The sequence below is a fragment of the Rhodococcus sp. ACT016 genome (assembly GCF_050477185.1).
Taxonomy (GTDB): Bacteria; Actinomycetota; Actinomycetes; order Mycobacteriales; family Mycobacteriaceae; genus Prescottella.
On sequence record NZ_JBEAET010000001.1, the window covers coordinates 4062989 to 4076164 of the forward strand.

The following is a 13176-nucleotide window of genomic DNA, read 5'->3' on the forward strand; positions in this document are numbered from 1 at the left end:
CAACCAGCGGCACCGAATTCGGTGAATCGACCGAACGTCTCCGCTACTCAGCGATTTTCGATACGAAACGGTGAACTGCCGACAATCGGGCGGATAATTTTCCTCCGCAATTCGATTCCGCGACCGAACGTGCGACCGGCCGATCGGCCCGTGATGCGATCGTGCGGTGGATCGACCATGCCCTCGGCCACCGCCGCGCTCCGATTGCTCACACTTCACCGCGGAGCACAATCCCCGGAGCGCTCCGTGTGACGATCCCGACGATCGTCCCGAATTCGATTGTCGCTCGGCCCAGCTCGCCGGTAGCGTCTCCCTGTTGGGCCGCGACAGTCGTCCGTGCCCCCGATCCGGTAGGAACTGCATGTCCCAAGACGTCCAGGTGACCGCGAGTCCCGACGCCCCCGCAAACGACAATCCCAATCACGACCGCCGCTGGCTCGTGCTGTGCATCGTCGCACTGGCCCAGCTGACCGTCGTCCTCGACGGCACGATCGTCAGCATCGCACTGCCCGACGCCCAGAAGGACCTGGGCATCAGCAACCTGGACCGGCAGTGGGTGGTGACCGCGTACGCGCTCGCGTTCGGTGCGCTGCTGCTGCTCGGCGGTCGCATCGCCGACTTCTGGGGCCGCAAGCGCTCGTTCATGGTCGGCATGGCGGGCTTCGCGGTGGCGTCGGCCGTCGGCGGCTTCGCGCAGACCGGGATGCAGTTGTTCGTCGCGCGCGCCGGCCAGGGCGTGTTCGCGGCGCTGCTCGCGCCGGCCGCGCTCGCGATCCTCACGACGACGTTCGTCGGGGAGAAGGAGCGGGCCAAGGCATTCGCGGTGTTCGGCGCGATCTCCGGCGGCGGCGCCGCGATCGGCCTGCTGCTCGGCGGCGTCCTGACGCAGTACGTCGACTGGCGCTGGTGCCTGCTGGTGAACGTCCCCGTCGCGATCTTCGCGATCGCGGTGACGCTCCCGATCGTCAAGGAGACCAAGGCGCACGGCGACACCAGCTACGACCTGCCCGGCACCGTGCTGGTCGCGATCGGCCTGGGCTCACTGGTGTACGGCTTCACCAAGGCCGAGCACGGCTGGCTGCAGACGCAGACGCTGCTGTTCATCGGCATCGGCCTGGTCGCCCTGATCGCGTTCGTGCTCGTCGAGAAGCGCACCGCCAATCCGCTTCTGCCGCTCAGCGTTCCGTGGCACCGCGACCGCGGCGCCGCGTTCATCGGGTCGGCACTGGTGGGTGCCGCGCTGCTCGGCGGCACGCTGTACCTGACGTTCTACCTGCAGATCGTGATGGGACTGAGCCCCGTGATGTCGGGCGTCGGCTCGCTGCCGATGGCGTGCTTCATCGTGCTGGCGTCGACCATCGCGGCGCAGCTCACCACCCGCATCGGGCCCAAGCCGCTGATGGTCGTCGGACCGACCGTCGCGGCGGCCGGCCTGTTCCTGCTCACCCAGATCGAGGTGGACAGCTCCTACTGGACCCACGTGTTCCCCGGCCTGGCGACGTTCGGCTTCGGCCTGGGCCTGCTGATGGTGCCGATGCAGAACCTGGCACTGCTGGGCGTCCCCAACCACGACGCCGGCGCCGCCAGCGCCCTCGCGAACGCGACGCTCCAGGTCGGCGGCGCCCTGGGCACCGCGCTGTTCACCACGGTGTACGCGTCGGCCAAGGATGCGTTCCAGGCCGACAACCCGGCACCCACTCCCCCGCCCGGCTTCCCCACCGATGCCATCCCGTCGGACCTGGCGAACGCCACACCGCCGACGCCCGAGCAGATCGCGGCCATGCCGCAGCCCGCGCAGGACTTCGTCGGCAAGGTCATGGACTGGGTGTTCGGCACCGAGGTGGCGGGCTACGCGCACGCGTTCGGCTGGGCGGGTGCACTCATCCTCGTCATCAGCCCGGTGGTGGTGGTCCTGGTCCGCGCCGAGAAGGCCGACCTGCCCACCGAGGGTGCCGTCGGGATGCACTGACCGCTCCCCTCTCAGGAAGCTGAAGGGTCCCTTCGTGCGCTGTCCGCGCATGAAGGGACCCTTCAGCTGTTCACGGGGCGGTCAGAGCGCGGCGCGCAGCACCGTCTCGAGCGGGGTCGACGGCCGTCCGATCAGCCGCTGCAGGTCGCCGCTGGCGACGTCGAGGACGCCGGTCGCCACACCCGCGTCGGCGTCGGCGAGAACACCGGCAACCGGGGCGGGCAGCCCGACGGACTCGAGCACACCCTGATACTCGGCGACCGGAAGGTTCCGGTACTCGACCGGCTTGCCGGTGACGTTCGAGATGGCCTGGGCCAGCTCGGGATACGTCAGGTGCTCGTCACCGCCGAGCTCGTACACCTTGCCGGCCTGGTTCTCGTCGGAGGTGAGGACCGCGGCGGCCGCCTCGGCGTAGTCGGCGCGGGCCGCACCCGCGACCCGGCCGTCGCCGGCGCTGCCGACCAGGACGCCACGTTCGGCGGTCCCGACGAGGTCGTTCGTGTAGTTCTCCCAGTACCAGCCGTTGCGGAGCAGCACGTGGTCGATGCCCGACTCCGCGAGCAGGCGCTCGGTCACCTGGTGCTCCTGCGCCAGCTGGAGCGTGTTGTTCGGCGCGTCCGGGATGGACGTGTACGCGACGAGGCCGACGCCGGCGGCCTTCGCGGCGTCGATGATGTTGGTGTGCTGGGGCACGCGACCGCCCACCTCACTGCCCGAGATCAGCAGCAGCTTGTCGACGCCCGCGAACGCGGCGTCGAGAGCGGCGCGGTCGGCATAGTCGGCGGTGCGGACCTGGACGCCGAGCGCCGCGAGGTCGGCGGCCTTCTCCGGGTTGCGGACGACGGCGACCACGTCGGACGCGGGGACACCGCGTCGCAGCAGGGCGTCGACGGCGAGACGACCGAGGTGTCCGGTGGCGCCGGTGACGGCGATGGTCATGAGAACTCCCGATGTTGAACCTTCAATGCTTCGTTCACGCTCCATAATCCACTTATTTTTCGTAAGTGCAAGCGTTCGAGTCAGCACTGATCGATCGGACGGTAGTAACCTCGGTGTCGTGAGCACCGCTGACCAGCAGTTCGACGACCCGACGCTCGAGGCCGACGTCTTCGCGCGCGACTGCCATTCGCGCGGCGCGCTGCTCAACATCACCGGCCGGTGGGGCACGCTCGCGCTCGCCGCGCTCGCGGAGGGTCCGTACCGGTTCGGGGCGTTGCGGCGACGGGTCGACGGGGTGAGCGAACGGATGCTCGCGCAGACGCTGCAGCAACTCGAGCGCGACGGCCTGGTGCATCGGGAAGTCCGCGAGACCATCCCGCCCAACGTCGAGTACAGCCTCACGCCGCTGGGCGACGAGATCGCCGAGAGGCTGACCGGACTGATCGACCTGCTCGAATCACACATGCCGGACATCACGGCGGCGCAGACTCGGTACGACGCGCGCTGACCGAACGAGACGACAGGGGTGCCCGATGCCCAGCCTGACCAGTAGAGCCATGCCGTTGGCCATCGCACTCCTGGGTCGGCGCCGGCCGACGGCCGACGACATTCGCCGCGAGATCGTGGCGCTGCAGGCCGAGCCGAAGCCGTTCAGGCCCCCGGCAGCGCTGGGCCGCAGCCTCGACGTTTCACCCTCGACATCACCTGCGGGTTGGCCGGTATTCACAGTCACCCCGCGAGGCACGGCACCCATATCGCCGGTGCTGTACCTGCACGGCGGCGCATACATCCGGGAGATCACCCGGCATCACTGGAAACTGGTGGGGCAGTTGGCCTCCGCGGGGGCATCGGTGACGGTGCCGATCTATCCGCTCGCGCCGCGCGGGACGGCGGCGCACGTGGTGTCCGGGTCAGCCGACCTCGCCGAGCAGCTGGCGGCGCGCGGCGAACCGCTGGTGATCGCGGGCGATTCCTCGGGGGGCGGGCTGGCTCTGGCGGTGGCGCTCGCGCTGCGCGATCGCGGCACCGTCGTCCCCGACCACACCGCGCTGATCTCGCCGTGGCTGGACGCGACCGGGTCGCATCCGGGAATCCTCGAGGTGGCGCCGCGGGATCCGTGGCTGCATCTGGGCGGGCTCACGGTGGCCGCCGACGCCTACCGCGGGGACCTGGATCGGGAGCACCCGTGGGTGAGTCCACTGAACGGTGACCTGGCCGGACTCGGTCCGATCACGCTGTTCACCGGTACCCGTGACATCCTCAACGTCGACGCCCGCCGCTTCCGGCCTCTGGCGACCGACGCCGGGGTGTCACTCGACTTCCACGAGGCGCCAGAGATGATCCACGTCTACCCGCTGCTCCCGATCCCGGAAGGCAAGAAAGCCCGCACAGTACTGTGCGGGCTTCTCGCGAACTAGCTCTTCCGGCGGCGAACCGTCAGAAGTTGATCATGTGGCCGGCCAGGCCGTGGATGGCCTCCTGCAGCGCCTCGCTGAGCGTCGGGTGCGTGTGGACGTTGCGCGCGAGCTCGTTGACGGTGAGGTCCCACTTCTGGGCCAGGGTCAGCTCGGGCAGCAGCTCGGAGACGTCGGGGCCGATGAGGTGGCCGCCGAGCAGCTCGCCGTACTTCTTGTCGGCGATCAGCTTGACGAAGCCGTTGGGGTCGTTCAGGCCGTGGGCCTTGCCGTTCGCGGTGAACGGGAAGGTCGCGACCTTGATGTCGTAGCCCTCGGCCTTGGCCTGCGCCTCGGTGAGACCGAAGCTCGCGACCTGCGGCTGGCAGAACGTGGCGCGCGGCATCATCCGGTAGTCGCCCAGCTCCATGGTCTCGGCGCCACCGATGGTCTCGGCGGCGACGACGCCCTGAGCCTCGGCGACGTGCGCGAGCTGCAGCTTGGCGGTGACGTCACCGATGGCGTAGATGCCGGGGACGTTGGTGCGCATGCGCTCGTCGATCGCGATGGCGCCACGCTCGAGCTGGACGCCGGTGTTCTCGAGGCCGTAGCCCTCGACGCGGGGCGCGAAGCCGACGGACTGCAGGACCTTGTCGACGGTGACCGTCTCGATCTCGCCGGACTTGTTGTCCTTGATCGTGACGGTGACGTTTGCGCCGTTGTCGACGATCGACTGGACCGCGGCACCGGTCTTGATCTTGACGCCGAGCTTCTTGTAGTGCTTGGCGATCTCCTTGGAGACGTCCTCGTCCTCGTTGGGGAGAGCACGGTCGAGGAACTCGACGATCGTGACGTCGACACCGTAGTTGGAGAGGACGTAACCGAACTCCATGCCGATGGCGCCGGCACCGACGATGATGATCGAGCCCGGGAGGTCGCGGGTGAGGATCTGCTCCTCGTAGGTGACGACGTTCTCGCTGAGCGAGGTGCCCGGCAGCAGCTTGGTCACGGAACCGGTCGCGACGATGACGTTGTCGAAGGTCACCGTGTCGGTCCCACCGGAGGTGAGCGCGACCGAGATGGTCTTGGCATCGACGAACGTGCCCCGACCGTCGTACTCGGTGATCTTGTTCTTCTTCATGAGGAAGTGCACGCCCTTGACGCGGCCGTCCGCGACCTTGCGGCTGCGGTCGAAGGCTGCGCCGAAGTCGAACGACACGTCTCCCGACATGCCGAACGCCTTGGCCTCCTTGTGGAAGATGTGCGCGAGTTCGGCATTGCGGAGAAGCGCCTTCGAGGGGATGCAGCCCACGTTCAGGCAGACACCGCCCCAGTACTTCTCTTCGATGATTGCGGTCTTGAGGCCCAGCTGTGCCGCGCGGATAGCAGCGACGTACCCACCGGGACCGGCTCCGAGGACAACGACGTCATAGTGTGAGGTCACGAGCGCCTAGCCTAGTCCCGCCGCAATTCGGTGTCCCGAGTTGGTCCCTACTCGAAAGTAAGGTCGGGGCGCCGCCGCGGCGTACTACAACGTCCCTGCACACACCTGTGACCCCAGTCGCTGTGCGACTGGGGTCCAGGTGCGAATGCTTTAGCTGAACGAGATGGAGCTCCCAAGGTCTCCGATGGTGCTTCCGCCGAAGACACTGCCCCGGCTGAGGCTGAGGAGAATGTCGAGCACGCTCGACATGGAACCCGCTGCGGCCCCGGACAGTGAGCCGAGGTCGATGGCGTTCAGATTCATAGCAGTCGCCTTTCTTGATTCGCCTGAAGCTTCGGGGTCAGGAGATGTTGGTGACCGAACCGAAGTTCACGATGTTGCCGATGAAGAGGGTGATGGCCGAGATGATCTCATCAAGGTTCATTGTGTTTCCTTACGTTCGTGGTGGTTTGGTGACAGGTAGTGCGACGAACTAGCTGATGTCGGTGACCGAACCGAGGTTCACGACGTTGCCGATGAAGCCAACCAGGGCGGCGATGATTGCGTCGATGTTCATTTTCACTGCCTTTCGAGGGAGATTGAGTGGTGCATTGTGATTGCTGCGTGATTTCTCCCGCAGCGTGGTCCGGAGTGTGGCCGACCGGGGGACCCCGCTACCCCGGATTCATCCACTCCCTGTACATCCCACCCGCTTGGCATCAGCTGCGGTGTGACCGTGGTGTGCCACTCCGCTGCCTCCCGGCTGGGACGCCGGTCGGGTTTATTCGACCGTGATCGAAAGATAATCCAGGTCACATCGACTTGTCCGCGGTTTCGTTACCAAAACTGGGCGGGTGTCCATGATGCCGAGAAATTCACCCCCGCCCTCACCCTCGGGCAACCTCCGGGTTCCACACCCGCGCCGTTCACCACACCACCCCGGACGGGACAGGACGGAGCCCTCCGGGACCGGCGACAATGAACCCATGACGCATACTCCACCCTCCCCCGCGCCGGCCGATGATCCCAATCTGTGGCTCGAGGACGTCACCGGCGACGACGCGCTCGCCTGGGTACGCGAGCACAACGACAAGACCGTCGCGGAGTTTGCCGACACCATCGAGTTCGAGCAGCTCGAGACGGCGATCCGCTCGATCCTCGACACCGACGCGCGCATCCCGTACTCGCGGCGACGCGGGAAGTACCTCTACAACTTCTGGCGTGACGCCGAGCATGTCCGCGGCCTGTGGCGTCGCACCACGATGGACGAATACCGCAGCGCCACAACGGAATGGGAGATCCTCGTCGACGTCGACGAGCTCGCCGAGCGCGAGGGAGAGAACTGGGTGTGGTCCGGCGCCCAGGTGCTGCGACCCGAGCAGGACCTGGCGCTGATCAGCCTCTCCCGAGGCGGCGCCGACGCCGTCGTCGTGCGCGAGTTCGACCTGACCACCCGCACCTTCGACGACAGCGCCACCGGCTTCCGAGTCGAGGAGGCCAAGACCGACATCGGGTGGATCGACTCCGAAAATGTCTACATCGGAACGGATTTCGGCGACGGGAGCCTCACCGACTCCGGCTACCCGCGCCTGGCGAAGCGGTGGCGCCGTGGCACGCCGCTGACCGAGGCCGTCACCGTTTTCGAGGGCGAGCAGTCCGACGTCGCGATCTCCGCGTGGCACGACAGCACGCCCGGCTTCGAGCGCAGCTTCGTCGAGCGCGCCGTCGACTTCTACACCGCGGAGCGTTTCCAACTACTCGACGACGACAGCCTCGTCCGCATCGACACCCCCGAGGACGCGCGGATCTCCGTCTACCGGGAGTGGCTGCTGATCCGTCCCCGCTCACCGTGGACCGTCGGCGACACCACCTACCCGGCCGGTGCGCTCCTGGCTGCCGGGTACGACGACTACCTCGCCGGCTCGCGCGAACTGACCACACTGTTCCAGCCCGACGAGCACACGTCGCTCGAGCAGTACTCGTGGACCCGGAACCACCTGCTGATGGTGACGCTCTCCGATGTCCGGTCCACCGTGTACGTCGTCACCCCCGGCGAGAACGGTTGGGAGACCCGCCCGCTCGACGGCCTGCCCGAACTCACGTCCACCGAGATCATCGACACCGATCCGCGCGAGAGCGACGACTTCTTCCTCAACTCCAGCGGCTACCTCACCCCCGCCACCCTGTTCTCCGGGACGGTCGGCGGGCCGCTCGAGGCCCTCAAGTCGGCGCCGGAGTTCTTCGACACGAGCGGCCTCGCCGTCGTGCAGCACTTCGCCGAGTCCGCCGACGGCACCCGCATCCCGTACTTCGTCGTGCGCCGCGAGGGCGCCCCGGCCGGCCCGACGCTGCTGTACGGCTATGGCGGATTCGAGAACTCGCTCACCCCGGCCTACAGCGGGATCAACGGCATCTCGTGGCTGCAGCGGGGCGGCACCTACGTCGTCGCGAACATCCGCGGCGGCGGAGAGTACGGCCCGGCCTGGCACACGCAGGCCGTGCGCGATGGCCGGCACAAGGTCCACGAGGACTTCGCCGCGGTGGCCCGCGATCTCGTCGCGCGCGGAATCACCACACCGGCCCAGCTCGGCGCGCAGGGTGGCAGCAACGGCGGCCTGCTGATGGGGATCGTGCTCACCAAGTACCCGGAACTGTTCGGTGCCATCGTCTGCCAGGTGCCGTTGCTCGACATGAAGCGCTACCACCTGCTGCTCGCGGGGGCCTCGTGGATGGCCGAGTACGGCGACCCCGACAACTCCGACGACTGGGCGTTCATCTCCGAGTACTCGCCCTACCAGAACACCAGTGCCGATGCGTCCTACCCGCCGATCCTCATCGCGACCTCGACGCGCGACGACCGCGTCCACCCCGGTCACGCTCGCAAGATGACGGCTCGTCTGGAGCTCGAGGGCCATCCCGTCCACTACTACGAGAACATCGAGGGCGGCCACGGCGGTGCGGCCGACAACGCGCAGGCTGCGTTCAAGTCGGCGCTCACCTACACGTTCCTGTGGGATCAGCTGACGCGATGACGCCCGCCCAGTCCCGCTCCCGGGCTACCATGCGCCGGAAGTGAACGATCGGAAGTGAGCTGCCACATGACATCCCACCCGAGCACCCGCCCGTCGCTGCGCCGTCTGGGAGCGAGTGCCCTGGTCACCGTCACCACGATCGGCGCGTTGCTGAGCGCCGCGCCGATCGCTGCGGCCGGGGGCATCCCGAACTCGGCCGTGACGCAGACGGATCCCACTGACGGCGATCGGTCCGACGGCGCCTACATCACCCGCATCGAGAACATCACCGACCGGTGGTTGCGGGTGTTCGTGTACTCGCCGGCAATGGGATCGGAGCAGGAGGTGCAGGTGCTGCTGCCCCGCGACACCTCCGCACCCCGCCCGACGCTGTACATGCTCGACGGCCGCTCGGCGTCACCGGGCATGAGCAACTGGACCACTCAGGGTGGCGCTGTCGAGTTCTTCGAGGACAAGCCGGTCAACGTCGTCATGACGACCGGCGGCCGCGCCAGCTACTTCACCGACTGGGACCGACCGGACCCGACGCTCGGCAACTACAAGTGGGAGACGTTCCTGACCAAGGAGCTTCCCCCGCTGATCGACCAGCGGTTCGACGGCAACGGAATCCAGTCCATCGCCGGTCTGTCGATGGGCGCCCAGTCGGCGATGATGCTCGTGGTGCGCTCGCCGGGACTGTACCGGGGCGTGGCCGCCTACAGCGGGTGCTACCAGTCCACCGGCGAGCTGGGCCAGACCCAGATGGACCTGGTGGTGTCGAGCTACGGCGGCAACATCGAGAACATGTGGGGACCGTTCACCGATCCCCAGTGGGCCGAGCACGACGTCCTTCTGGGCGCCGAAAAGCTGCGCGGTACCGCTATGTACATCTCGACCGCCACCGGACTGCCCGGCCCCAACGAGAACCTGAGCAACCCCGACCTGGTTCCGCTCGTCACGCAGGGCGGGCCGATCGAGGCTGTCACGAACTTCTGCACGCACCGGCTCGACGACCGGCTGCGGTCGCTCGGGATTCCGGCGACCTTCGTCTACAACCCGGTGGGCGTCCACACGTGGGCGTACTGGCGTGAGGAGCTGCCCAAGTCGTGGCCGACTCTCGCCGAGTCGATGGGCATCTGAGTCCGGCTCGAGACACGAAAAGGGCGGTGACGGTGCAGATGCACCGTCACCGCCCTTTTTGATGCTCCGAGGCGGAGCTCAGCTGAGCGAGCTCAGCGAGCCCGAATCGGCGCTGCCGCCGCTCGAGCTGGCGGTGCCCAGGGTGTTGAGCGCGCTGACGAGGGTCTGCAGAGCGTTGAGGACGCTGATGATCTGGGAAGAACCCATGGAAAGCTCCCTGTATTCGGTGTGGTGTAGCGCCTCGAAGCGAAAGCGCCTGCCGTTAATATAACGGCGCGGACACGGGCCTGCACCGGAATGGCGATCGATCCGGGATGAAAGCAAGGGTGAATATCAGCCGTGGTCGTGGATCCACTCGGCAATCCGGTCGACCGTGCTGCCGGGCGTCCGGATCCAACCGTTGTGCCCGAGGGCCTCCGGTTGGTGCCACGTCGTCACTTCCGATCCGGACAACTTACCCAACAAGTTTCCCGCGGCGCTGCGGGGCGCGAGGTCGTCGCCCTCGATCGAGATCGACAACACCGGAAGCTTCAGGCGTCCGATGCGCTCCTCGTAGTCGATGTCCGCGCCGGCCGGTTCGATGCGGCCGCTGCGGGCAAACCGTGACCAGTCGGAGATCAGCACCCGTGACTGGCGGCCGAACCCGCCCACGTCCAGTCGATCTCCGGGCCAGAATCCGGCGACGCTCGCCGTGATCGACATCGCGGCCGAACCCAACAGCAGCCCCGGCGAGCGGGTTCCCGGAAAACCTCGGTAATACGGCGAACCGGACGCCACCAGGATCAGCCCACCGAGCCGGCCCCGAATCCGCGCCGCGTACATCACCCCCAGCTGTCCACCCATGCTGTGCCCCAACAGGAACGGGGTGCTCGCGTCGAACCGCTCGCGCACCACCTCGAACATCGCCGGCAGGTCGACCGCCACCAGCTCCTGATAACCGAACGTGCTCGACACACTCGGGCGGGGTCGACTGTCCCCCTGACCGCGCAGCTCACACGTGGCCGCGCAGAATCCATGCCCAACAATAGAATTGGCGAACCTGTCGTAGAACGCGCCGGGAATTCCGAGACCCGGGACGATCACCACCACCGGCGCCCCCTCTGGTCCGGGGAACAGTCGCACCGGCGTCGTCGTCCCGTCGGGCATCTGGATCGGCACGGTCTCTACCACGACTTCGAGCCTATGCCCAGATTGTCCGCCAGGCGCGGTTATCGGCGCCTGCGCGCAGACGCGTTCGTACGGTCGTCGCAAGGATCGGGCGCCCCTGGGGCTGACCCCGAGAACAAAGATCAGGGTGCAGATCGGGGGGAATCCCGATGGTGTCGGGCGCGGCCGGAAACCAGAATCGATGTCATGACCTCCAGCGACTCGCCCCGACAGTTCGTCCGTTCCCGCAACCAGCGCATGCTCTCCGGAGTGTGCGGCGGCGTCGCCGAGTACTTCGGCGTCGACGTCAACCTCGTCCGTGTGGCCGCCGTCATCGGCGCGTTCGTCTCGTTCGGCACCGTCGCGCTGATCTACCTCGCAGCCTGGATGATCATGCCTAGCGAGTGACCGCTCCTCCGAGGACGCAGAAATGCGAGAAGCCCGGGACACCGTGAAGGTGTCCCGGGCTTCTTCGTCTATCTGAGCTCAGGCTTTCCGATCGTCAGATCAGAAGTCCATGCCGCCCATGCCACCGGTCGGGTCGCCCATCGGAGCAGCGGCCTTCTCCGGCTTGTCGGCGACGACAGCCTCGGTGGTCAGGAACAGAGCCGCGATGGACGCAGCGTTCTGCAGCGCCGAGCGGGTGACCTTGACCGGGTCGTTGATGCCCGCGACGAGCAGGTCCTCGTACACACCGGTCGCGGCGTTCAGGCCGCTGCCGGCGGGCAGGTTGCGAACCTTCTCCGCGACGACGCCGGGCTCGAGGCCGGCGTTGAACGCGATCTGCTTGAGCGGCGCCTCGAGGGCAACCTTGACGATGTTGGCACCGGTGGCCTCGTCGCCCTCCAGCTTCAGGTCGTCCAGGACCGGAGCGGCCTGCAGCAGCGCCACGCCACCACCGGCGACGATGCCCTCCTCGACGGCAGCCTTCGCGTTGCGGACAGCGTCCTCGATGCGGTGCTTGCGCTCCTTGAGCTCGACCTCGGTCGCAGCGCCGGCCTTGATGACGGCGACGCCACCGGCCAGCTTGGCCAGGCGCTCCTGCAGCTTCTCACGGTCGTAGTCCGAATCCGACGCCTCGATCTCGGCGCGGATCTGGTTGACGCGACCGGCGATGGCGTCGGCGTCGCCGGCACCCTCGACGATGGTGGTCTCGTCCTTGGTGACGACGACCTTGCGGGCGCGGCCCAGCAGCTCGATGCCGGCGGTCTCGAGGGACAGGCCGACCTCTTCGCTGACGACCTCGCCACCGGTGAGGATGGCGATGTCGGCGAGCTGCGCCTTGCGGCGGTCACCGAAGCCCGGAGCCTTGACGGCGACGGACTTGAAGGTGCCACGGATCTTGTTGACGACCAGGGTCGACAGGGCCTCGCCCTCGACGTCCTCGGCGATGATCAGCAGCGGCTTGCCGGCCTGAATGACCTTCTCCAGCAGCGGCAGCAGGTCCTTGACCGTCGAGATCTTGGAGCTGACCAGCAGGATGTACGGATCCTCGAGGACCGCTTCCTGACGCTCGGCGTCGGTGGCGAAGTACAGCGAGATGTAGCCCTTGTCGAAGCGCATACCCTCGGTGAGCTCGAGCTGCAGGCCGAAGGAGTTGGACTCCTCGACGGTGATGACGCCTTCCTTGCCGACCTTGTCCATGGCCTCGGCGATGAGCTCACCGATGGACGAGTCGCCTGCCGAGATACCGGCGGTGGCAGCGATCTGCTCCTTGGTCTCGACCTCCTTGGCGGTGTCGAGCAGCTTGGCGGTGACGGCCTCGACGGCCTTCTCGATGCCGCGCTTCAGACCCAGCGGGTTGGCGCCGGCAGCGACGTTGCGCAGGCCCTCACGGACGAGCGCCTGAGCGAGGACGGTGGCGGTGGTGGTGCCGTCGCCAGCGACGTCGTCGGTCTTCTTGGCGACCTCCTTGACCAGCTCGGCGCCGATCTTCTCGTAGGGGTCCTCGAGCTCGATCTCCTTGGCGATGGAAACACCGTCGTTGGTGATCGTGGGGGCGCCCCACTTCTTCTCCAGCACGACGTTGCGACCCTTGGGTCCCAGCGTCACCTTGACGGCGTCGGCGAGGCTGTTCAGGCCACGCTCGAGGCCGCGACGTGCCTCTTCGTCGAACGCGATGATCTTGGCCATTGCGAAGTGATCCTCCGGATT

The 13176-nt window shown here is 67.3% G+C and carries 11 protein-coding genes; 6 read left to right on the forward strand and 5 right to left on the reverse strand.

Annotation, left to right across the window (positions count from 1 at the left end; all coding sequences use genetic code 11):
* Positions 1–361 precede the first annotated feature (361 nt).
* Positions 362–1969 carry an MFS transporter gene (locus ACQ5DX_RS18730; protein WP_430333988.1) on the forward strand — a complete coding sequence of 536 codons (1608 nt, stop codon included), beginning with the start codon at positions 362–364 and terminating at the stop codon, positions 1967–1969.
* Positions 1970–2050: 81 nt separating this feature from the next.
* On the opposite strand, the gene ACQ5DX_RS18735 is transcribed toward ACQ5DX_RS18730, so the two are convergent.
* Entirely contained in the window at positions 2051–2908 is an 858-nt protein-coding gene (locus tag ACQ5DX_RS18735) for an SDR family oxidoreductase (RefSeq protein ID WP_430333989.1), read from the reverse strand.
* 118 nt (positions 2909–3026) lie between these two features.
* Here ACQ5DX_RS18735 and ACQ5DX_RS18740 point away from each other — a divergent pair, with 118 nt between their 5' ends.
* Positions 3027–3416 (forward strand): winged helix-turn-helix transcriptional regulator, encoded by a 390-nt coding sequence (locus tag ACQ5DX_RS18740; protein ID WP_430333990.1) that lies wholly within the window; start codon positions 3027–3029, stop codon positions 3414–3416.
* Positions 3417–3465: 49 nt separating this feature from the next.
* Entirely contained in the window at positions 3466–4326 is an 861-nt protein-coding gene (locus ACQ5DX_RS18745) for an alpha/beta hydrolase fold domain-containing protein (protein WP_430335739.1), read from the forward strand.
* Between the two features lie 19 nt (positions 4327–4345).
* Here the strand turns inward: ACQ5DX_RS18745 and lpdA are convergent, their stop codons facing one another.
* Complete coding sequence (lpdA, locus tag ACQ5DX_RS18750) at positions 4346–5746, reverse strand: dihydrolipoyl dehydrogenase (RefSeq protein ID WP_430333991.1); 1401 nt, start codon at positions 5744–5746, stop codon at positions 4346–4348.
* A 965-nt stretch (positions 5747–6711) separates the two neighbouring features.
* On the opposite strand from lpdA, the gene ACQ5DX_RS18755 reads away from it, so the two are divergent.
* Positions 6712–8757 carry a prolyl oligopeptidase family serine peptidase gene (locus ACQ5DX_RS18755; protein ID WP_430333992.1) on the forward strand — a complete coding sequence of 682 codons (2046 nt, stop codon included), beginning with the start codon at positions 6712–6714 and terminating at the stop codon, positions 8755–8757.
* A gap of 66 nt (positions 8758–8823) precedes the next feature.
* Complete coding sequence (locus ACQ5DX_RS18760) at positions 8824–9876, forward strand: alpha/beta hydrolase (protein WP_430333993.1); 1053 nt, start codon at positions 8824–8826, stop codon at positions 9874–9876.
* Between the two features lie 78 nt (positions 9877–9954).
* Here ACQ5DX_RS18760 and ACQ5DX_RS18765 read toward each other — a convergent pair whose 3' ends face one another.
* Both ACQ5DX_RS18765 and ACQ5DX_RS18770 read right to left on the reverse strand, forming a co-directional pair.
* Entirely contained in the window at positions 9955–10083 is a 129-nt protein-coding gene (locus ACQ5DX_RS18765) for a hypothetical protein (protein WP_430333994.1), read from the reverse strand.
* A 126-nt stretch (positions 10084–10209) separates the two neighbouring features.
* On the reverse strand, positions 10210–11022 hold the full coding sequence (locus ACQ5DX_RS18770; protein WP_430335740.1) for an alpha/beta hydrolase family protein: 813 nt from the start codon (positions 11020–11022) through the stop codon (positions 10210–10212).
* Between the two features lie 207 nt (positions 11023–11229).
* Between ACQ5DX_RS18770 and ACQ5DX_RS18775 the strand changes: the two genes are divergently transcribed.
* Positions 11230–11430: a PspC domain-containing protein gene (locus ACQ5DX_RS18775; protein WP_430333995.1), complete on the forward strand. Its 201-nt coding sequence runs from the start codon at positions 11230–11232 to the stop codon at positions 11428–11430.
* A 99-nt stretch (positions 11431–11529) separates the two neighbouring features.
* On the opposite strand, the gene groL is transcribed toward ACQ5DX_RS18775, so the two are convergent.
* A complete protein-coding gene (gene groL / locus ACQ5DX_RS18780) occupies positions 11530–13155 on the reverse strand; it encodes a chaperonin GroEL (protein ID WP_430333996.1) in 1626 nt (541 codons plus the stop codon).
* Between the last annotated feature and the right edge of the window lie 21 nt (positions 13156–13176).